The sequence below is a fragment of the Pseudarthrobacter oxydans genome (assembly GCF_034258515.1).
GTDB lineage: Bacteria > Actinomycetota > Actinomycetes > Actinomycetales > Micrococcaceae > Arthrobacter.
In genome coordinates this window covers 3,490,369-3,508,603 of sequence record NZ_CP139438.1, presented here as the reverse complement: position 1 = coordinate 3,508,603, position 18,235 = coordinate 3,490,369, and the positions used below count along the sequence as shown (strand labels likewise).

The 18,235-nt window shown below is 67.1% G+C and carries 22 protein-coding genes; 11 read left to right on the top strand and 11 right to left on the bottom strand.

From position 1 onward, the window contains the following. Positions 1 to 2 precede the first annotated feature (2 nt). The 3 genes from SMD14_RS16045 to SMD14_RS16035 form a co-directional block, all read right to left on the bottom strand. The gene (locus SMD14_RS16045; RefSeq protein ID WP_321214284.1) at positions 3 to 569 is read right to left on the bottom strand and encodes a hypothetical protein; all 567 of its coding nucleotides are present in this window, start codon (positions 567 to 569) and stop codon (positions 3 to 5) included. An 84-nt stretch (positions 570 to 653) separates the two neighbouring features. Beyond that, the gene (locus tag SMD14_RS16040; protein ID WP_321214283.1) at positions 654 to 2,789 is read right to left on the bottom strand and encodes a copper-translocating P-type ATPase; all 2,136 of its coding nucleotides are present in this window, start codon (positions 2,787 to 2,789) and stop codon (positions 654 to 656) included. A gap of 53 nt (positions 2,790 to 2,842) precedes the next feature. Continuing rightward, entirely contained in the window at positions 2,843 to 3,178 is a 336-nt protein-coding gene (locus SMD14_RS16035; protein WP_321214282.1) for a heavy-metal-associated domain-containing protein, read from the bottom strand. Between the two features lie 276 nt (positions 3,179 to 3,454). Between SMD14_RS16035 and SMD14_RS16030 the strand changes: the two genes are divergently transcribed. Next, complete coding sequence (locus SMD14_RS16030; protein ID WP_321214281.1) at positions 3,455 to 4,123, top strand: PAS and ANTAR domain-containing protein; 669 nt, start codon at positions 3,455 to 3,457, stop codon at positions 4,121 to 4,123. Positions 4,124 to 4,168: 45 nt separating this feature from the next. Here SMD14_RS16030 and SMD14_RS16025 read toward each other — a convergent pair whose 3' ends face one another. From SMD14_RS16025 to SMD14_RS16015, 3 genes are all read right to left on the bottom strand, one after another. Then, positions 4,169 to 4,825 (bottom strand): hypothetical protein, encoded by a 657-nt coding sequence (locus SMD14_RS16025; RefSeq protein ID WP_321214280.1) that lies wholly within the window; start codon positions 4,823 to 4,825, stop codon positions 4,169 to 4,171. A 69-nt stretch (positions 4,826 to 4,894) separates the two neighbouring features. After that, positions 4,895 to 5,581: a sortase domain-bontaining protein gene (locus tag SMD14_RS16020; RefSeq protein WP_321214279.1), complete on the bottom strand. Its 687-nt coding sequence runs from the start codon at positions 5,579 to 5,581 to the stop codon at positions 4,895 to 4,897. A 21-nt stretch (positions 5,582 to 5,602) separates the two neighbouring features. Next, positions 5,603 to 6,379, bottom strand: a complete 777-nt coding sequence (locus SMD14_RS16015; RefSeq protein ID WP_157241351.1) for a CHRD domain-containing protein — start codon at positions 6,377 to 6,379, stop codon at positions 5,603 to 5,605. A 188-nt stretch (positions 6,380 to 6,567) separates the two neighbouring features. Between SMD14_RS16015 and nhaA the strand changes: the two genes are divergently transcribed. Further along, positions 6,568 to 7,920, top strand: coding sequence for a Na+/H+ antiporter NhaA (nhaA, locus tag SMD14_RS16010; protein ID WP_321214278.1), 1,353 nt, complete (start codon positions 6,568 to 6,570; stop codon positions 7,918 to 7,920). An 86-nt stretch (positions 7,921 to 8,006) separates the two neighbouring features. On the opposite strand, the gene SMD14_RS16005 is transcribed toward nhaA, so the two are convergent. Then, positions 8,007 to 8,270 carry a GlsB/YeaQ/YmgE family stress response membrane protein gene (locus SMD14_RS16005; protein ID WP_139030225.1) on the bottom strand — a complete coding sequence of 88 codons (264 nt, stop codon included), beginning with the start codon at positions 8,268 to 8,270 and terminating at the stop codon, positions 8,007 to 8,009. 130 nt (positions 8,271 to 8,400) lie between these two features. Then, complete coding sequence (locus SMD14_RS16000; RefSeq protein ID WP_321214277.1) at positions 8,401 to 8,625, bottom strand: hypothetical protein; 225 nt, start codon at positions 8,623 to 8,625, stop codon at positions 8,401 to 8,403. 236 nt (positions 8,626 to 8,861) lie between these two features. Here SMD14_RS16000 and SMD14_RS15995 point away from each other — a divergent pair, with 236 nt between their 5' ends. After that, on the top strand, positions 8,862 to 10,838 hold the full coding sequence (locus SMD14_RS15995; RefSeq protein WP_321214276.1) for an amino acid transporter: 1,977 nt from the start codon (positions 8,862 to 8,864) through the stop codon (positions 10,836 to 10,838). Between the two features lie 141 nt (positions 10,839 to 10,979). On the opposite strand, the gene SMD14_RS15990 is transcribed toward SMD14_RS15995, so the two are convergent. Further along, positions 10,980 to 11,681: a GAF and ANTAR domain-containing protein gene (locus tag SMD14_RS15990; protein ID WP_321214275.1), complete on the bottom strand. Its 702-nt coding sequence runs from the start codon at positions 11,679 to 11,681 to the stop codon at positions 10,980 to 10,982. A 473-nt stretch (positions 11,682 to 12,154) separates the two neighbouring features. On the opposite strand from SMD14_RS15990, the gene SMD14_RS15985 reads away from it, so the two are divergent. The 4 genes from SMD14_RS15985 (at position 12,155) to SMD14_RS15970 (ending at position 14,557) form a co-directional block, all read left to right on the top strand. After that, the gene (locus SMD14_RS15985; protein ID WP_157241362.1) at positions 12,155 to 12,424 is read left to right on the top strand and encodes a hypothetical protein; all 270 of its coding nucleotides are present in this window, start codon (positions 12,155 to 12,157) and stop codon (positions 12,422 to 12,424) included. Positions 12,425 to 12,642: 218 nt separating this feature from the next. Beyond that, the gene (locus SMD14_RS15980; RefSeq protein ID WP_157241364.1) at positions 12,643 to 13,905 is read left to right on the top strand and encodes an MFS transporter; all 1,263 of its coding nucleotides are present in this window, start codon (positions 12,643 to 12,645) and stop codon (positions 13,903 to 13,905) included. Further along, a complete protein-coding gene (locus SMD14_RS15975) occupies positions 13,886 to 14,263 on the top strand; it encodes a metalloregulator ArsR/SmtB family transcription factor (RefSeq protein ID WP_321214274.1) in 378 nt (125 codons plus the stop codon). Before SMD14_RS15980 ends, SMD14_RS15975 begins: the two co-directional genes overlap by 20 nt. A 117-nt stretch (positions 14,264 to 14,380) precedes the next feature. Beyond that, positions 14,381 to 14,557 carry a CsbD family protein gene (locus SMD14_RS15970; RefSeq protein ID WP_157241368.1) on the top strand — a complete coding sequence of 59 codons (177 nt, stop codon included), beginning with the start codon at positions 14,381 to 14,383 and terminating at the stop codon, positions 14,555 to 14,557. A 93-nt stretch (positions 14,558 to 14,650) separates the two neighbouring features. On the opposite strand, the gene SMD14_RS15965 is transcribed toward SMD14_RS15970, so the two are convergent. Further along, on the bottom strand, positions 14,651 to 14,974 hold the full coding sequence (locus tag SMD14_RS15965) for a DUF3040 domain-containing protein (RefSeq protein ID WP_157241370.1): 324 nt from the start codon (positions 14,972 to 14,974) through the stop codon (positions 14,651 to 14,653). Between the two features lie 47 nt (positions 14,975 to 15,021). Next, positions 15,022 to 15,315: a hypothetical protein gene (locus SMD14_RS15960; RefSeq protein WP_231754864.1), complete on the bottom strand. Its 294-nt coding sequence runs from the start codon at positions 15,313 to 15,315 to the stop codon at positions 15,022 to 15,024. 282 nt (positions 15,316 to 15,597) lie between these two features. Between SMD14_RS15960 and SMD14_RS15955 the strand changes: the two genes are divergently transcribed. Genes SMD14_RS15955 through SMD14_RS15940 form a run of 4 tightly spaced genes read left to right on the top strand, consistent with a single transcriptional unit; the run spans position 15,598 to position 18,186 of the window. Next, a complete protein-coding gene (locus tag SMD14_RS15955) occupies positions 15,598 to 16,923 on the top strand; it encodes a DUF2254 domain-containing protein (protein WP_157241372.1) in 1,326 nt (441 codons plus the stop codon). Between the two features lie 57 nt (positions 16,924 to 16,980). Further along, a complete protein-coding gene (locus SMD14_RS15950) occupies positions 16,981 to 17,460 on the top strand; it encodes a hypothetical protein (protein WP_157241374.1) in 480 nt (159 codons plus the stop codon). Positions 17,461 to 17,519: 59 nt separating this feature from the next. Further along, positions 17,520 to 17,927, top strand: a complete 408-nt coding sequence (locus tag SMD14_RS15945) for a four-helix bundle copper-binding protein (RefSeq protein WP_157241376.1) — start codon at positions 17,520 to 17,522, stop codon at positions 17,925 to 17,927. A 16-nt stretch (positions 17,928 to 17,943) separates the two neighbouring features. Then, complete coding sequence (locus tag SMD14_RS15940) at positions 17,944 to 18,186, top strand: hypothetical protein (RefSeq protein ID WP_321214273.1); 243 nt, start codon at positions 17,944 to 17,946, stop codon at positions 18,184 to 18,186. Positions 18,187 to 18,235: the final 49 nt, after the last annotated feature.

Sequence of the window (18,235 nt, the reverse complement as noted above, 5' to 3'; positions counted from 1 at the left end):
GCTTACGTCCGGCTGATGGACAGGTCGCAGGGTGTGGGGCTTGCCGGGATGTACGAGTACCCGACGGCGCCCCGGGCGATGGCTGTGGGCGCGGGCCCGGCGGTGCCGGCCTGGGGCGGGACAACGGCGAGCGAAGCGGTCTTGGCCAGCGGGATGCAGGGCGCGCCGGCTTCCTGCGCGCCCGGGCAGCCGGAGCTGCAGGATTCTGCGGCCGAAAAAGTTGCTCTTGCGGCCTGGTATCCGGCAGCGGCGCCGTGAGCCTGTCCTGAGCCCTGTTCGTCGGCAGGGTGTTCGACGGCGGGGTGCCCGGCCAGGTGCCCGGCCGTGTCCCCGGCCGTGCCCCCGGCGAGGGAATGCACGACGGCGGCGTCCCCGGCGGGGTGCCCGCCGGAGAGTTGTGCAGCGGCAGGTTGTGCCGCCTGGGGTTGGACGACGGCGGCGTGCCCCGCGTGCGAGGAGTGGGCGGTCATGACGTGCATTCCGAAGATCCCGGCCACGATGGCCAGGACGGCAGCCAGCAGTCCCGCGCGGAGGAGTGCGGCCGACAGGACGCGGGTGCGTGCGGTCATGCTGCTTCCTCCTTTCTGCTGAACAGGTTGCTGCTGGACTGGTTTCTGCCGGACCGGGTCTTCACCAGGGCCGCTCCTGCACGTTCAACGTACCTCGGACGGGTTGAGTTTCACCCGCCGGAGCAGTTGGGCGTTCAAAGCCACCACGATAGTGGATGCGGACATCAGGACCGCGCCCGCGGCCGGGGAGAGGACCACGCCGGCGAACGCCAGGACGCCTGCGGCCAGCGGCACGGACAGGATGTTGTAGCCCGTGGCCCACACCAGGTTCTCCCACATCTTGCGGTAGCTGGCCCGGGACAGGTCCACCATGGACAGGACCGCCCGCGGATCGTTCCCGGCCAGCACCACCCCGGCAGACTCCATGGCCACGTCCGTGCCGGCGCCGATCGCGATGCCCACCTCGGCGCGTGCCAGCGCCGGCGAGTCGTTGACGCCGTCGCCCACCATGGCCACTTTCAGCCCGCGGGCCTGGAGCTCGGCCACCTTCTTGTCCTTGTCCGCCGGCAGGACTTCCGCGAACACCTCATCGATCTTCAGGTCCGCGGCCACGGCCTGCGCCACCTGCCGGGCATCGCCGGTGATCATGCCGACCTTCACGCCGCGGTTCTGCAGGGCAGCAACCGCCTGCCGCGACTCCGTCCGCACCGCATCCTCGAGGCTGACTGCCCCCAGCACGCGGCCGCCGTCGTCAATGACATGCAGGACGGCAGCGCCGCGGTCCATCCACCCGCCGGTGGACCGGGCCAGGGCGGAGGGTTCGACGGCGCCAAGCTCGCGCAGGAGGGCGGGCCCGCCCACGTGCACGGTGCGCCCGTCCACAGAGGCCCGGACGCCGCGGCCGGTCAGCGAGGTGAAGCCGGCGGCGGCAGGCAGGGTCAGGTTGCGTTCCCGGGCTGCGCGGACGATGGCCCGGGCCACAGGGTGCTCGCTGTCCGACTCGACCGCGGCGGCCAGGGCCAGCAGCTCGTCTGCACCCACGCCGTCAGCGGCCGCAACGTCCACCAGCTGAGGCTCGCCGGTGGTGAGGGTGCCGGTCTTGTCGAAGAGGACCACGTCGATGGTCCGCATCCGTTCCAGCGCCATCCGGTTCTTGATCAGGACCCCGGCGCGGGCAGCCTGCTCCGTGGAGATGGCGATCACCAGCGGGATGGCCAGGCCCAGTGCATGCGGGCAGGCGATGACCAGGACGGTGACGGTGCGGGTCACGGCTTCCGGGATGCTGCCCATCAGGGTCCACGCGATAAAGGTGATGACGCCTGCGCCGGCAGCGAAGTAGAACAGGAAGGCCGCGGCACGGTCGGCCAGCGCCTGGGCCCGAGAGGACGATGACTGCGCCTCGGCCACCAGGCGCTGGATGCCGGCGAGTGCCGTGTCCTCGCCAACCGCCGTCACCCGGACGCGGACGCTGGTATCCGTGGCGACTGTTCCGGCCACCACGGGATCGCCCGGGCCGCGCGGCACGGTCTTCGATTCGCCGGTGATCATCGACTCGTCGAATTCCGCCTGCCCGTCCACCACCGTTCCGTCGGCCGGCATGCGGGCGCCGGAGCGGACCAGGACCAGGTCGTCGGGCCGGAGTTCGGAGACGGGAACGGTGTCCGTTCCGGTGTCCGTGATCCGTTCGGCTTCGTCGGGCAGCAGCGCGGCGAGGGCATCCAGGGCGCCCTGGGCCGCCCCCAGGGCGCGCATCTCGATCCAGTGGCCCAGCAGCATGATGGCCACCAGCAGCGCCAGCTCCCACCAGAAGTCCAGGTCAAACCCGCCCAGGCCCAGGCTGGTGACCCAGGAGGCCGCAAACGCCACGGTGATGGCCATGGCGATCAGGAGCATCATGCCCGGCCGGCGGTCTTTCAGCTCCTGCAGCCCGCCCTTCAGGAACGGCTGGCCGCCGTAGAGGAAGATGACGGTGCCCAGGACGGGCGGGATCCAGGCTGATCCCGGAAACGCGGGCACCATGTAGCCCAGGATGTGGCCCACCATGGGGCTGAAGTAGACCACGGGGACGGACAGCGCCAGCGTGAGCCAGAACCTGTTCTTGAACATGGCCGTGCTGTGCCCGGCGTGCTGCCCGTGGGTGTGGACGGCGTGGTCGTCGTCGTGGCGGGCATGGCCGCCCGGCCCGCCGGCCGCCGGGGGAGCCGCGGGTTTGGTGAGGGTCCCGCGTGAGGGGCCGTCGCCGTGATGGTGCATGTGCTGGTGATCCTGCAGGTGTTCCATATATTCCTCCTTGGAGGACGCCGCAGCCGGGGCCATCAGCCCCGGCGGGAATGTCAGTTGGAAGCCAGGGAGTACCCGGCCGAGGTGACGGCCTGCCGGACCGCCGTGTCCGAAACGGTGCCCGTCACGGTGAGGCCGGAACGGCCGCCCGGTACGAGGTCAACGGATGCCGATTCAACGCCGTCAAGGGCGGAGACGGCCTTCTCGACGGTCTGGACGCAGTGGCCGCAGGTGAGGCCCTCAACGGCGAACGTCCGCCGGGAGCCTGTGCCGGCGTCGGAAATTACGACGGCGGCTGGCGCCTTGTGTGCGTGTGCGGCAGGGGAGCAGCAGCTGCAGCCGGCACTGGAGGCCAGGGGGAGCGCGGTCCGGTTTTCAATGTCAAACATGTCAGTTCCATTCCTTGTGAAGGATGATTCCTTGCTGGAGTAGCAGGGTGCTGGGGTTGAACGGCTGTGATGGCGGTGCGGGCACCGGCCGGGACATACCACTTCACTGACAACACCTTGAATATACCCCTAGGGGGTATAGCGGTCAAGCTCTTTGCCTGTTCCCCGGCCGGGGGAAAGGGGCTATGGGCACTATCCGGCGCGTCTCCGGGCGGCAATACTTGGAGCAGTGCGTGCCGACGGCCCGCGGACGACTGCTACAAGGGGGGGTGGCCCGTGACGGAACTCCGTGGCCCTTACACCTACTCAAGCGCACTGGGGGACAGCCCCTGCGGTGCCGGAACGTTCCATGTGGATCTAGGGTCGGGGAAGATCCGCTGGTCCGAGGGCATGTTCCAGCTGCACGGATACCGGCGGGGCGAAGTTGTGCCCACCCTCGAGCTGCTGTTCTCCCACAAGCATCCCGAGGACAGGCCCCGGTGCGAGGAGATTGTTGCGCAGGTTGTCCGGACCGGCGGCTACTTCTGCATGTACCACCGCGTTATCGATGCCCAGGGGCGGACCCGGCGTGTTCTGACCTCCGGCGACGGGATTGTGGACGACGGCCGGGTCACAGCCCTGGAAGGGGTGATGATCGACCTCACCGCGACGCTCCAGCGCGAAACCGAGCAGACGGCGCGGGAAGCGGTGGTTGGGGCGACCTCCACCCGCACGGTGATTGACCAGGCACGCGGCATCCTCATGGGCCAGCTGAAGATGGGGTCGGAGGATGCCTTCCAAATGCTGGTCAGCACCAGCAGCCACCGGAACGTGAAGCTGGTGGTGGTCGCCGCAGAGCTCGTGCAGCTGGCCAACTCCGCGGAATCGCGCAACTACCTGGAGACGGCTGTAAAGGCCATTGCGATGGACGGGCAGCGGAGACCGGTTCGCCAGCAGGCCGGCTAGCAGGTTTCCCGGGACACGCGGCCCGCTGGGATAAAGCGCGCGCCGCTAGTGGTGCTCCACCCAGCACGCCAGGATGGTGGTGGACAGCTGGTAGGCCAGGGCGTTGCGGCTGACGGCATCCGGACCCACGGTTCCCGGCAGGCCTGATGCGTCCACCTGCAGCACGAAGTTGTCCTTCTGGAACACTGCTGAGCCGTCAGCGGTCTCGTAGGCAGGAAAACCGAGGTTGGCCAGTCCATCAATGGGCACGGCGCCGACCGCAAGGGCTTGCATGGCGTCGAAGTACGTCAGCGCCGCCGCCTGGTCCGGCGCCTCCCTGACGGAGATTTCCAGGGCGCCGTCGTCCAGGTGGTAGATGCACGTGAAGGTGCTGTCCGCCCATGTTTCGACAGTATGGGGGTCATCCCCAAGGTCAAGGATCGCGGTGAGCCGGTCCATCGGCTGGTCCCCGCACACCATCCTTGCTGCCTCGCTGGGTCCCCTGCTGGCGTCCCGCGGGGACGCGGGGCCGCCGCCGTGGTGCCCGGCGTGGCCGTCCTGCTGAGGCGAGGGCGAGGCACCCGATGGCGCGGCGGCGGGGGCAGGGGTGTTCGACGACGGCGCTCCCGCCCCGGCTTCCGTCGACCCCGCCGCCGCCGCGCAGCCTGCGAGCAGCAGGGACGAGAGTGCCAGGGCGGCGAACAGTGGGAAGCGTTTAGTCATGGCTCTTCCGTCCTGGCCGCATCCGTTCCGGATCCTACGGCCGTAGGTGGGTGTTTGCCTGGACGCGGGTCAGGCTTTGAGCTTGGCATAGATCACGTAGTTGTCGTCGAAGAGCCCGGTGGCGGGATCGTAGCCATCGCAGGTGATCAGCCGCAGTTCGGGGCCGGAGGTGTTTCCGTAGACCTCCAGCGTGGGGAAGCTGTCCTTGCCGTAGAGCGCACCGCGGTCAGAGGTGAAGACGGCCGTGCTGCCGTCAGCGCGGGAAACGGCGATGTCCATCCCGGGGACCAGCTTGCGGAGGTCCGCGAAGACGCCGCCGCGTCCGTTGGGCGAGTTGACGTGGCCCAGAATGACGGATGGTCCGCGTTCGCCAGGGGTGGGGGATCCGTTGTACCAGCTGGCCGGGGCACCGTTCCCGCTGTCCTGGGGGACCTCAAGTGATCCGTTCTCCCGCAGGCCGAGTTTCAGGAGGTCGGTCCGCACTCCGATGGCAGGTATTTCCAGGGTAACCGGCTCGGACCGGGCCAGGGCCGCAGGTCCTGCGGCAGGAGGCACGGCCGCTGCGGGGGTGGACACGGAAGGTGCCGCTGCAGCCGGGGCGGGCGGGGGAGAGTCGACGGCCGCGGAAGGTGGGGCGCCGGCGTCGGACGTTCCGGTCATGCCGGAGCCGCAGCCGCCCAGGGCCAAGGCGAGCAGAAGCCCGGCCGCCGTGGAGGCCCCAACGCCCCCGCGGCGGCCGGAATTCGTGTCAGTCACGGTGATCCAGTCAGCCTGTAGTTACGCGGCTGATCCGGAGTTGCGGCGGCGTGCCACGTAGGCGCCGCCGGCGAGGGCAGCCAGGGCGAGGCCACCGCCCGCCGCGAGGGCTGCGGTGCCGGTGCCGGTTTCCTGGGGAATGCCGGTGTCAGCGCCGCCTGACGGCATCTTCATCTGTCCGGCCACCAGGGTCCCGCACAGGGCCGGGGACGTGGCAGCCAGCGGGAGGGTGGGTGCGAGGTCGCTCTTTGCCGCCTGGCCGGCTGCGCTGAGGGTTGCGGGGTCAAGGCCGTGGACCACCACCACGGCGGTGCCTGCCTGGAGAGCCGCCTTGGTCTCGGCATTCAGTTCAAACGTGCGGTCGACGGTGTATGCGGCGCCCTGGCCGCCGACCTTCAGGTCAAGGCCTGCGGCGGGGCTGGTGTCGCCGCTGGTGGAAAGGGTGGTGACGATGCCGCCGTAGGACGGGGCGCCCTCGGTGGTGGAGATGACCTGGTCGCCGTCCTTGTCGGCAGAAGGGCCCGGGCAGGTTCCCTGGGCTCCGCCATGGATGTGCTGAACGTGCGGGTACGGGGCATCCATGAAGGTGGCGGGCAGGCCCGAAACCTTGAGGACAACGTGGGCCTGGTTGCCAGTGACATCAAGGGTGATGCTGCCCGAGCCTGCGCTGCCGTTGATCTGGCCCAGGGTGGACTGGTAATGGTTAGCGCCGTCCTGGGCCATGGCTGGGGCTCCGGAAAGGGCAAGGGCCCCCAGAGCGAGGGTGGGAACAGCGAGGTAACGAAGTGTCTTGTTCATCGGAAAGCATCTCCTCATACAAGTGACATGGTTGTCCCAGTTGAGGGACAGGAGTGATTCGGCGCCGCTCCTGTTTCGGATGGGAAAAAAGTGAAATGGCGCACAGTGCAGCCCCTGTAGGATGGACAAAGGTGCGCCGGGAAGTCTGGTCGGCATGATTTTGTCGAACCCAGATGCCGGGAGCCCCTATGAACCATCCCTCGCCGATTACGCCCCCTTCTCCGCCACGGAAGCCCGCGGTCTTTTCCCGCGGCAGCTACGCGGAGGCGCTCCGGATCGGGGAGATTCTCCGCAAGGAAACAGTGGGCGGGGCCCTGCTGGTCTCCGCTGCGCTCATCGCCCTCCTCTGGGCCAACTCGCCGGCGTCGGACAGCTACTTTGCCCTCCGCGATTTCAAGGTGGGCTACGAGCCCTGGCACCTTGACCTCAGCCTCGGCGCCTGGGCAGCGGACGGACTGCTGGCCATCTTCTTCTTCCTGGTGGGCCTGGAGCTCAAACGCGAGTTCGTTGCCGGGGATCTTCGCCAGATCAGCAAGTCGATAGTTCCTGTTACCGCAGCCGCGGGCGGCGTGCTGGTTCCGGCGCTCATCTATGCGGCAATCAACTTCACGAGTCCTGAAACCCTGCGCGGCTGGGCCATCCCCACGGCCACGGACATCGCCTTCGCCGTGGCGGTGCTGGCCATTATCGGCTCACACCTGCCCAGCGCACTGCGGATCTTCCTGCTGACGCTGGCTGTGGTGGACGACCTCATCGCCATCACCATCATCGCGTTCTTCTACACCAGCGACCTGCAGCCCGTGCCGCTGCTCCTGGCCCTCATTCCGTTGGCCATCTATGCGTTCCTGGCCCAGAAGTTCCGCTACTTCTTCGGCCGCAAGGTCCTTGCATCCTGGTTTATCCTGCTGCCCCTGGGCGCGGTCACCTGGGCCCTGGTGCATGCCTCAGGCATCCACGCCACCGTCGCCGGGGTCCTGCTGGGCTTCGCCATCCCCGTCATCCGGTCACAGGCCGGCGGCGGCCCGGAGGCAGGGCCAGGCCTGGCGGAAATCTTCGAGCACCGGTTCAGGCCCATTTCTGCGGGCATCGCGGTACCCGTCTTCGCGTTCTTTTCCGCCGGCGTGGCGGTGGGCGGCCTGGAAGGACTGGCTTCAGCGCTCGCGGACCCGGTGGCCCTGGGCATCATCGCGGCGCTTGTGCTGGGCAAACCGATCGGCATCCTGGGCACCACGTGGGTCCTGACCAAGGCCACCAGGGCGGAGCTGGACACCTCGTTCAAGTGGATCGATGTCTTCGGCGTGGCACTCCTGGCCGGCATCGGCTTCACGGTGTCGCTGCTGGTGGCCGAGCTGAGCTTTGGGCAGGGCACCCTGCAGGACGACCACGCCAAGGTGGGCATCTTGGCCGCGTCCCTGCTCGCCGCCCTGCTGGCCACGGCCGTGCTGAAGGCCCGGAACCGGCACTACCGGGTGGCCGAAGAACTGGAAAAGGTGGACGCCGACCAGGACGGCATCCCGGACGTGTACCAGGGCAGGGCCTAACACCAGCAAGGCGTCACTTCGCGCCCAATTGAGCGCTCGGTCAGGGCACGGCGTGACCTCGCGTTGGATATGGCCGTGGGGAGGCCTTAGCGGCGTACTGAACTCCGGCGGCCGGCCACCGCTTCAGCCGTTCCCACCAGGAGCACCGAGGCGATGACGGCCACGATGAAGCCCAGGAAGTTCAGCTCGAAAATGTCCCCGGTGCCCAGGAGCGAAGCCACCACGCCGCCGATGACGGAGCCGGCAAGGCCCAGCAGGAGGGTGGCCAGCAGGCCCAGGTTCTGCTTGCCCGGCTTGATGAGGCGGGCAAGTGCGCCGATGATGAGGCCTGCAACGATGAATCCGATCACGGTGTGCTCCTTCGTGGTGGTTGCGGGCGGGTGACGCCCGTACTGCCGCAGCGGTGCCGCAATGGGTCCATTCTATGCACGCGCAGGTGCCGTCCCTTTGGCCGGGACGGCACCGTCAAAAGGGCGGAAATCAGGCCGGGGCCAGCGGCTTGGCCTGCTCCTCCACATGCCGGATCTCCAGCGCCTCAGGGTCCAGCAGCTTCCGCGCGCCCGTCCTCGCGTCCAGGATCCAGAACAGTTCCAGGGCGGGTACGACGTCGGTCACCCGCCCGCGGTGGAATAGCTTGCCGTTGTGCCACGCCTCGATCTGGTCGCCGATCCGAAGCTGGCCGGTGAGAACTTTACGTGCCTCCATGATGCGCCTCCTGCTGTTGTGTCCCCGTATGCACAGCATGCCGTGGCAAGGTTGCTGAATTGTTTCAATCGAGTATTTTTCCTGTGACCTTCGGGGGCCGGGGCGAGTGCCGGCTGGAGGCCTGGCCGGCGGCGTGTAAAGGAACCATTAATAAACGGTCCCTCCGGGCTCCGCCGCTTTTGCCCGGTGCTAGCTTCGGCATGAACCAGTGCAGTGGCAGCGTGGAAGGAAATGCCATGACCACGTTGAGCAGGCCGCCAGCTGATCCCTCCGCGCCGCGGCCGAGGGGAATGCAAGCCTTCAGGCTGTGGCTTCTGTTCGGGCTCCAGGACAGCAAAGGCACCCACCTTGGGCCCGGCGTGGCGGCGTCCTCCCACGGGAAGGTCCATCCATGGTGGCAGGTCATGTGCCTGACGGGTGTCGACTATTTCTCCACCCTTGGCTACCAGCCTGCCATCGCCGCGCTCGCTGCCGGCGTCGTTTCGCCCGTCGCCACAATGGTGCTGGTCGCCGTGACGTTGCTGGGCGCCCTGCCCGTCTACAGGCGGGTCGCCGTCGAAAGCCACCACGGGGAAGGCTCCATCGCCATGCTCGAGCGGTTGCTGCCCAGCTGGGGCGGCAAGCTCCTGGTCCTGGTCCTGCTCGGCTTCGCCGCCACCGACTTCATGATTACCATGACCCTCTCCGCTGCAGACGCCACCGCCCATCTGATTGAGAACCCGGTTGTGCCGGACTGGCTGCACGGACAGAACGTCCTTGTCACCCTGTTCCTCCTGGCGTTGCTGGGCGCCGTCTTCCTGCGCGGTTTCAAGGAAGCCATCGCCGTCGCGGTGGTCCTGGTGGTCCTGTACCTCGGCTTGAATGCCGTGGTGGTGGGCGCCTCGCTGGTTCAAATCTCCACCCAACCGGTCGTCGTCGGCGACTGGTGGGCCACCCTGCTGACTTCCCACGGGGACCCGCTCATGGCGGTGGCAGTCGCCCTGATTGTTTTCCCGAAATTGGCGCTGGGGCTTTCCGGCTTCGAAACCGGCGTTGCGGTCATGCCCCAGGTCAGGGGCGACGAGAACGACACCGAAGAACATCCTGCGGGCCGTATCAAGGGAACGCGGCGGATGCTTACCGGTGCCGCGGCGATCATGAGCGGGTTCCTCATCGCCACCAGCTTCATCACCGTCGTCCTGATTCCGGAGCAGGAATTCCAGCCCGGCGGCCAGGCGAACGGGCGTGCCTTGGCCTACCTTGCCCATGAATACCTCGGCGTCGGCTTCGGGAGCATCTACGACATCAGCACCATCGCCATCCTGTGGTTTGCCGGCGCCTCCGCCATGGCAGGCCTGTTGAACCTGGTTCCCCGGTACCTTCCCCGTTACGGCATGGCCCCGGGGTGGGCCAGGGCCGTGCGCCCGCTTGTGCTCGTGTTCACCCTTGTCAGCTTCCTCATCACTTACCTCTTTGACGCCGACGTCGACGCGCAGGGCGGCGCGTACGCAACCGGCGTCCTGGTGCTCATGACCTCCGCAGCGGTCGCCGTCACGCTGTCCGCGCAGCGAGGGGGCCACCGGGGACGCGCCCTCGGGTTCGGCGCAATCGCCCTGGTTTTCACCTACACCACCATTGCAAACGTCTTCGAACGCCCCGAGGGCACCAGAATCGCCGGGGTTTTCGTTCTCGGCACCATCGTGATTTCCCTGCTGTCCCGCGTCGGGCGCTCCTTTGAGCTGCACGCAACCCGTGTCCACCTGGACCAGCAGGCCCTGGAATTCATGTCCAGCACCCTCGAAGGCCCCATCGCCATCATCGCCCACGAGCCTCTGCGGAAATCCGCAGAGGCATACCGGCACAAGCTCGCCTCAGCCATCGACGTCAGCCACCTGCCCGTCGAACACGAGCCGCTGTTCCTTGAAGTGATCGTCGATGACTCCTCCGATTTCGAAACGGAACTGTTTGTCCGCGGTGTGACCCGCCACGGCTACAACGTCCTCGAAGTCCACGGGCCCGTGGTCCCGAACACCATCGCCTCCGTCCTGCTCCACATCAGGGACGTCACCGGGCTGATGCCGCACATCTACTTCCGCTGGACGGAGGGCAACCCGATCACCAACCTTCTGCGGTTCCTGTTTCTCGGGGAAGGCGAAATCGCTACAGTCACGAGGGAAGTGCTGCGGGAAGCCGTTCCGGACGTCACCAGGCGCCCCTGGGTCCATGTCGGGTGACGGTACGCGACGCGCGGACTTGCCTGGCGGGGGACGGTTGTCACTCCGGGGAGCCCCGCGGATCAGCTCATTCGCCGCCCCGGCCGGCAGGTCGGGCTCGGTGGACGGGAGGGAAAGAAGGCCCCCCGGTATGCCTGGACCTCATACTCGCTCGACCAGCTTTCCACTGACCTGCACCAAAGAGGCACCGGCCGCCCGAGCGTCCTGGATCAGCTGTTGGAGTGCCTGGTCATGGGTGATGCCGTGGCGTTCCATCAGCACCCCGCAGGCGCGGTTGATGGTGTCCCGGCTGGCCAACGTGGCTTTGAGCTGTTCGGACATCCGAAGCGGCGCCTCGCTGCCTTGGACGTGGGCCACAAGAGTCGCCGCTGCTCCGGCGAACAGGGCCAGGGTGCGGCCGCGGTCTTCGTCATACTGCCCGGGCAGGGCTGAATAGATTTTCAAGGCTCCGATCGAATCCTTTCCTGCCAGCAGCGGCGCGCTGGCCACGGAGCGGACGGGCAGCCCGGCAACGGCCGACGCCCAGCGGGGCCACCGCCCGTCCGTGTGGACGTCGTGCACGATGACCACTTCTTCCGCTGCCCACGCCATGAGGCACGGGCCCTCACGCAGTTCGTACTGCGCGGCGTCGGCCTGCCTCACCACGGCATCCGTGGAGCCGCTGCTGATCAGCCCGCCGCCCGGATCCAGGAGCGAGGCCCCTGTTCCGGGTGCGCCCGGCATGGTTTCCTTGATCGCCTGGGCCAGCAGGCCGACCGCCCTGTCAGCCTTCTCCTGGCTCAAGAGCAACCCGCGGATGCGCGCCACAGCCGCGGTCAGGTCGTCGAGGGGAAGGCGGCTCACTCCGCCACCTCCTGGCTCCGCCCGGGCGGCATCACGTGACAGCGGGGTCGCTGTAGAGGCAGCCGGGGGCCCGGGCAGCCGTCGCTGGACGGATCGAAAACCGCGGCGTGGTCAAGGAACTGCTGGAAGTGCGAGGTTGCCATGGTGGGCCCATTCCGCTTCTGCACCGTGTGCCGCCGGTTTACTACAGCGACTGCTCCGGGGGGCCTGTGCAGGGGACCGGGAGGGGACTGGAAATGGATCCCGTCACACTCCTGAGATTACGCGTCACAAAAGGGGAAGTACAGGCGAGCCCCGCCCGGTGGCGGCCATGGGGAGTGCACCGGATGCAGCGCCGGGGGCTTGCAGAGGCCTTGATCCCGGGCAAGCCTTCCCGGGCATTGGTAAGTGTGCTTATATATTCTTCTTTGGCGGTAAGCAAAGCCCGTCACCCAGGGTGCTGTTGCCCCGCCGACATAACGGAGGACACTGCCATGAATGATCCTTTGATTGAGGCTATGCACCATCACGAGCCGCTGAGTGACCCGCTCGAAGAGGTCCACCTGCGCCTGGCCGTAGCCGCATCGGACATCGCCGAGTTGCGGGCGGAGATAGCCCGGCTGGACCGGAGCCTGGATGACTCGCGGCGGGTGAACCAGCGGGCCGCTGAGCTGCTGGACCTGGTTTACGAGCGCCTCGCGCAAGGCTGGGGCACGTCGGGCCGGGCGGGCGCGCCGGCCGTTCAGGATTCCTCCCCCCTGTAGGGGCCAGGGCACCGAAGTTCAAAGGACGACGGCGGTGGGCGCCGCGAGCATTGATGGCGCCGCGGAGGCGGCACCACCACCTGGAACCGGCCCGCCTCCAATGCCTTGCAGCAAGGAAAGGTGCGGCTCCACCGGAGCCGCACCTTTCGTTTTCCCTGCCGCTGACGCTACCGTTGAGTGCATAGTCATGCACATATGCACTCAAGGAGTTGGGCCCATTGTTGTCGGTGCTGCGGAACATCACGTACCGCCGGCTGTTTGCCGCGCAGATGGTTGCGCTGATCGGCACGGGCCTGCTGACGGTTGCCCTCGGGCTGCTGGCCTATGACCTTGCCGGCACCAATGCCGGGTCCGTCCTGGGGACTGCGTTGACGGTCAAGATGTTTGCCTACGTGGGCCTGGCGCCGGTGATCAATGCGCTGGCGGCCCGGTGGCCGACGAAGCGGGTCCTCATCGGGGCCGACGTGGTGCGCGCGGCGATGGCGCTGTCCCTGCCGTTCATCACGGACGCCTGGCAGATCTACGTGGCGGTCTTCCTGCTCCAGTCCGCCTCCGCCACCTTCACTCCTGCCTTCCAGTCGCTGATCCCCACCGTCCTGCCGGATGAGCGGGACTACACCCGGGCGCTGTCCCTGTCCCGGCTGGCCTATGACATGGAAGCCCTGGCCAGCCCGGCCATAGCCGCGCTGCTGCTGACCGTGGTGGGCTACAGCAACCTGTTCCTCGGGACGGTTTTCGGCTTCCTGTCCTCCGCCGCCTTGGTGGCCATCAGTGCCCTGCCCAAACCCATGCCAGCTGCGGTGCGGCAGGCCTCGCTGTGGCACCGCACCACCCTGGGCGCCAGGATCTTCTGGCGGAACCGGCGGCTGCGGTCGCTGCTGGCCCTCAACATGGTGGTCGCGGCCCCCACGGCACTGGTGCTGGTCAACACTGTGGTGTACGTACGGGAGGTCCTGCTGCGGCCGGAAACTGACCTGGCCCTGGCGCTGGCCTGCTTCGGCACGGGGTCCATGATTGTGGCATTGTCCGCCCCGCGGGCGCTCGGCCGGTTCGGGGACAGGTCCGTGATGCTCGCTGGCGCCGCCGCCATCCCCTTCGTCCTGGCCTGCGCCGCTGCGCTCTCCGTGCGCCCCGCCGGAGGCGGGTGGTGGCTGCTGCTGGGCCTGTGGCTGCTGCTGGGCGCTGCCAGCGCCACCATCCTCACGCCGTCGTCAAGGCTCCTCCGCCACGCGTCCACCGTGGACACCCGTCCCTACGTTTTTGCGGCGCAGTTCTCCCTCTCGCACGCCTGCTACATCATCACTTATCCGCTGGCCGGGTGGGTGGGCGCCGCGGCGGGCCTGGGCTGGGCTGCGCTGGCCCTGACAATTGTTGCGATGATAGGCAGTGCAGGAGCATTCCTTTCCTGGCCGCGGCATGATGACGCGGAGGCCACGGACCGCGCAGAGAAGGAGCAGGACAGTGAGCAGCCAGCCCGGTAGCAAAGCCATCTCCGCCGCTGACGTGCCGTCCCTGGTCCACCACGTGACCCCGGGGCCGGAACTGCTGGAGGCGGCTTCCGCAACCCTTCGGATGCTCGCTGAGCCGACGCGCCTGCACCTGCTCTGGCAGCTGTCCCAGGGCCCCAGGACCGTTACGGAGCTGACGGCAGCCGTGGGTGTCCCGCGGACAGTGGCAAGCCAGCACCTGGCAAAGCTCCGCCTGAGCGGGCTGGTGGACACCCGCAAGGACGGCCGCCACGTGATCTACTCACTCCACGACGGCCACCTGGCGCGGCTCATCCGTGAAACCATCAACCACGCTGACCACCGCATCACGGGCGAACCCGCCCACGGATAAGGTGCGGCACCGCCCGCCGCGGCCGAAATGATCAGCACCCTTAGTGATTTGTGGTTACGATGGGAAGGTAAGCCGCTGGCGGTACGCCGGCGGGAGCCGACCGTAGGGAGAAACACCATGGGTTTGGACGACAAGATTGGTAACGCAGCCGAGAAGCTTGGCGGCAAGGGTAAAGAGGCCACGGGCGAGGCAACAGGCGACGACCGCCTGAAGGCCGAAGGCCAGGCAGACCAGGCCAAGGGCGACCTGAAGCAGGCCGGCGAAAAGGTCAAGGACGCTTTCAAGAAGGACTGACGTACAGTCCACGCGCCCAGGGTGCGGTTCCATCTGGAGCCGCACCCTTTGCTTGTTGCAAGATGTGTATCGAACCCGGGGCTGGTCTCGGCCTCACCCGGGAGTGGCCGCTTCAGGGGGTTTCCGGTGCCTTTCCGGCCAGTCCTGGAAGTGGTAGTCCCGGAGGAACCAATGGGCGGCGGCAACCATCAGCAGGAAGCCGGCCGCCCCCACAACGACGAGTTCGGTGGCAATCCCCACGATAACGAGTGCGAATGCGGCGATGAAGGCCAGCACTCCGCGCGCCATAGCGGCTGCCTCGCGCGGATGCCCGCCGGGCGCACCAACCTGCAGTTTCTGGTCCAGGCCCGGATCACTGGACGCCAGCTCCTTTTCGAGCATTTCAAGGCGCCTGCGCTCTTCCTCCGACATTCCCATGGGAAGCCCCTCGTCAGCTTTCTGGATCAGGTAAATCGGAATCGCCCTTACCTTTCCCCAATCTCCACGTTAGGCAGGCCTTGACTCCACATCAACGCACGTAATTGATATGCAATGGGTTTCCTGCAAGCGGTGACGTTGCTGTTATCAGACAGAAAAAGCGCACACTGGCAACGTCGGCAGGCAGGCGCACGGGAACTGGTTTTTTGCCGCAGGAAGTACGCCCCCAGGGTGCCGGCCAGGGTGGCGAAGACGGCCACGGAGTAGATCGCCAGATGGACTTGGAGCACGCGGGAGAAGATGCTGGTGCCGGTGATTCCACTGCCGGTGATGGCTGCCATGGCTGGCTCGAAGAGGGAGTCGGCGTAGGAGGCGTGCTCTCCCGTTCAGCTGGCCCAGCGTCCTTGCCCGAGACGCGCAGGACCACCAAGGCCGCATAGGAGACCGAGCCAATGACCAGGACACGGAGAATCTCAAGCCCACGAATCAAACCACATACGCGTCACGCTCCTTCACTAGGGAGTCCGGCCAGCTACAGGGACAGGGGAACTCGTTGACAGTACGCTTAGCATTTCCGGTTCAGCCAGCTTCAGGCCAACCGACGAATGGAAGGGGTGGCATTGATGAACGGGCGCAGCGCACACTGGCTCGATTCCCTGCGGACCCGGTTGTGGCCGCTTCCGCTGCTGGCGGTTACCCTGGCCGTGGTGCTGGGCATGGCCCTGCCGGCGCTGGACGGCAACGTTGACGGCCAGCTGCCCCGGAGCGTCACAGTCTTCCTCTTCAGCGGAGGCCCGGCAGCGGCCAGGTCCGTCCTGCAGGCGATCTCGGGCTCGCTCATCACGGTGACGTCCCTGACGTTTTCGCTCACCGTGGTCACGCTGCAGCTGGCCAGCAGTCAGTTCTCGCCCCGGCTGCTGCGGACCTTTACCTCTGACCGGTTTGTCCACGGAACCCTGGCGCTTTTCCTGGCAGCGTTCGCCTTCGCCCTGACCGTCCTTCGGAGTGTCCGGGACGAAGGCAGTGGAAACACCCCCTTCGTTCCGGAAATCTCCGTCACGCTGGCCTTCGTGCTCGCCATCGCCAGCGTCGTGGGGCTGGTTCTCTTCCTGTCGCATCTCACCCGCGAGATCCGCGTGGAGACCATGATGCGCAGGGTCAACGTGGAAACCCAGGAAACCATTGACAGGGTCTTCCCCGAAGACCGCCCCGGCCGCGGGCCCGAGCCTTGTCCGGGGCCCGGCAGCGTTCCCATCACCTGCGCTTCCTCGGGCTTCCTGACCTCCTTGGACAAGGACGCACTCCTGGAGGCTGCGAAAGACTCCGGGGCTGTTCTGCGAATAGACCGGGAGCCCGGCAGCTCATTGGTGCAGGGCGTCCCCTTCGCCACCGCCTGGCCTGTGGCGCCGGGAGCAACCTTCACCGCCGAAACCCGGGAGAAGCTGGCGAAAGCCACCAATGCCGCCGTCGCCACCGGGTTTGAGCGCACCAACGTCCAGGACGTCGGATTCGGGTTCCGGCAGCTTGTGGATGTTGCCGCGCGTGCGCTCTCCCCGGGTATCAACGATCCCACCACGGCAGTGCACGTCATCGGGCACCTTTCGGCCCTCCTGTGCAGGCTGGCTGAGCGGAACCCCGGACCGGAATTTCTGGTTGACGACGACGGGCGGGTCAGGGTGGTGCTGTCTCTTCCCGGGCTTGGGGACTTCCTGGACATCGCCATGAACCAGCCCCGGCATTATGGGGCCGCGGATTCGGCCGTCGCGGCCCGGCTCCTCAGGCTCCTCCAGGAACTCGCGTGGTGTGATGGGGAGGGCCGGTACCGGGCGGAGATCGTGGACCACCTTGGGCGCATGCGCAACGCCATCGGGAGCGCGGACTATTCAACCGCCGAACGGCAAGGCCTGCTGGACCTGTCTGATTCCATCGCAAAAGTAATACTCATGTGATCTGCGGAACAGGAATCCGAAGCTAGGCTGATAAAAAGCCCTCTACAGGAAGTGGTGATGGCCACACTGGGTTCGTTCGCGCATGGACTGCTTCGCTGCCTCGTTGTGCTGCGGAGCGTTTTCGTGTGGGTGCTCCTGGTCTTGCTCATTGCCGGTGCCGCTTCCTATACAGCCGGCAGCCGGTACGCCCTGGTTCCCGGCTACAGCCCGGTGCAGTCGGCGGGTGGACAGGCAGTTGGGGACCTGCCGCCGCAGGCTGCAACCGCGGCCGGTCCGGCGGAACCTTCAGCCTCCGCGTCGCAGTCCGTCCGCGTCATTCACGAGGCCGGACCGTCCGCAGAGCCTGCGGGACTCGAGAACGAGGGCGAGCGGAAGAAGGCTCCGCGCGGCGAACCGGTCCCGGTGCGGACCGGGGCGGTGGACCCGCCGTCGCTGGTCCAGCGGTTGCCCGGTGGGAGCCTTCATTCCAGTGACATCCCGCCGGAGCCGGAACTGCCCGCGCTCACGGTCGTGGATCTCTCCATCAGCAGGACGTAGGAACGGTTCGCCGTTCCACCCCGTCAAGACCTGCTGCATAGATCTGGAAAGAGAAACCAATGACACATGTACAGTCCATGCTCGATGCCCACCCCAAAGACGTGGGGGGCATCGACAAGGCCAAGCTCGTGGAATGCATCCAGGCGTGTTTCGACTGCGCGCAAACGTGCACGGCGTGCGCGGACGCATGCCTGAACGAGGAAATGGTGGCCGAGCTCGCCAAGTGCATCCGGACCAACCTTGACTGCGTCGACATCTGCGCCGCCACCGGAAAGATCCTTTCCCGCCACGGCAACTACGATGTCGGCATCACCCGGGCAGTCCTGGAAGCATGCCGTACCGTCTGCAAGGCCTGTGCCGAGGAGTGCGGCCAGCACGCGAGCATGCACCGCCACTGTGAGGTGTGCGCCGAAGCCTGCCGCCGCTGTGAGCAGGCCTGCGCCGACCTCCTCTCCTCGCTGGCCTGAGTGGGGAGTGTTGGTTATGACACATTCACAGGTTCCGTTGGCGGTTCGACGCAACAATGGCCGGGGAGCGGCCCGTGCCTGGCGGGCGGAAGACCCGCAGCTGCGGCGGATGCTGGCCACGCACGTCCACTGCGGTGAGCCCATGCAGCTGGTCGGTGGGGACACTTTGCAGGACGAGGGGCTCGCGGTAAGGAACGACGGCGGCCTGCTCACTTACCGCTGCGCCTGCGGGTTCAGCTTCGATCATAGCGAGGGCTGACCGGCCCGTATTAAGCGGCCGGGTTGTCCTTGGTGCTGTTATTGGGGGG

Excerpts from the sequence above, each read along its gene's own strand:
- SMD14_RS16045 (WP_321214284.1), bottom strand. The coding sequence starts at position 569 with ATGACCGCACGCACCCGCGTCCTGTCGGCCGCACTCCTCCGCGCGGGA.
- SMD14_RS16040 (WP_321214283.1), bottom strand. The coding sequence starts at position 2,789 with ATGGAACACCTGCAGGATCACCAGCACATGCACCATCACGGCGACGGC.
- SMD14_RS16035 (WP_321214282.1), bottom strand. The coding sequence starts at position 3,178 with ATGTTTGACATTGAAAACCGGACCGCGCTCCCCCTGGCCTCCAGTGCC.
- SMD14_RS16025 (WP_321214280.1), bottom strand. The coding sequence starts at position 4,825 with ATGACTAAACGCTTCCCACTGTTCGCCGCCCTGGCACTCTCGTCCCTG.
- SMD14_RS16015 (WP_157241351.1), bottom strand. The coding sequence starts at position 6,379 with ATGAACAAGACACTTCGTTACCTCGCTGTTCCCACCCTCGCTCTGGGG.
- nhaA (WP_321214278.1), top strand. The coding sequence starts at position 6,568 with ATGAACCATCCCTCGCCGATTACGCCCCCTTCTCCGCCACGGAAGCCC.
- SMD14_RS16000 (WP_321214277.1), bottom strand. The coding sequence starts at position 8,625 with ATGGAGGCACGTAAAGTTCTCACCGGCCAGCTTCGGATCGGCGACCAG.
- SMD14_RS15995 (WP_321214276.1), top strand. The coding sequence starts at position 8,862 with ATGACCACGTTGAGCAGGCCGCCAGCTGATCCCTCCGCGCCGCGGCCG.
- SMD14_RS15985 (WP_157241362.1), top strand. The coding sequence starts at position 12,155 with ATGAATGATCCTTTGATTGAGGCTATGCACCATCACGAGCCGCTGAGT.
- SMD14_RS15970 (WP_157241368.1), top strand. The coding sequence starts at position 14,381 with ATGGGTTTGGACGACAAGATTGGTAACGCAGCCGAGAAGCTTGGCGGC.
- SMD14_RS15965 (WP_157241370.1), bottom strand. The coding sequence starts at position 14,974 with ATGGGAATGTCGGAGGAAGAGCGCAGGCGCCTTGAAATGCTCGAAAAG.
- SMD14_RS15960 (WP_231754864.1), bottom strand. The coding sequence starts at position 15,315 with ATGGCAGCCATCACCGGCAGTGGAATCACCGGCACCAGCATCTTCTCC.
- SMD14_RS15955 (WP_157241372.1), top strand. The coding sequence starts at position 15,598 with ATGAACGGGCGCAGCGCACACTGGCTCGATTCCCTGCGGACCCGGTTG.
- SMD14_RS15950 (WP_157241374.1), top strand. The coding sequence starts at position 16,981 with ATGGCCACACTGGGTTCGTTCGCGCATGGACTGCTTCGCTGCCTCGTT.
- SMD14_RS15945 (WP_157241376.1), top strand. The coding sequence starts at position 17,520 with ATGACACATGTACAGTCCATGCTCGATGCCCACCCCAAAGACGTGGGG.
- SMD14_RS15940 (WP_321214273.1), top strand. The coding sequence starts at position 17,944 with ATGACACATTCACAGGTTCCGTTGGCGGTTCGACGCAACAATGGCCGG.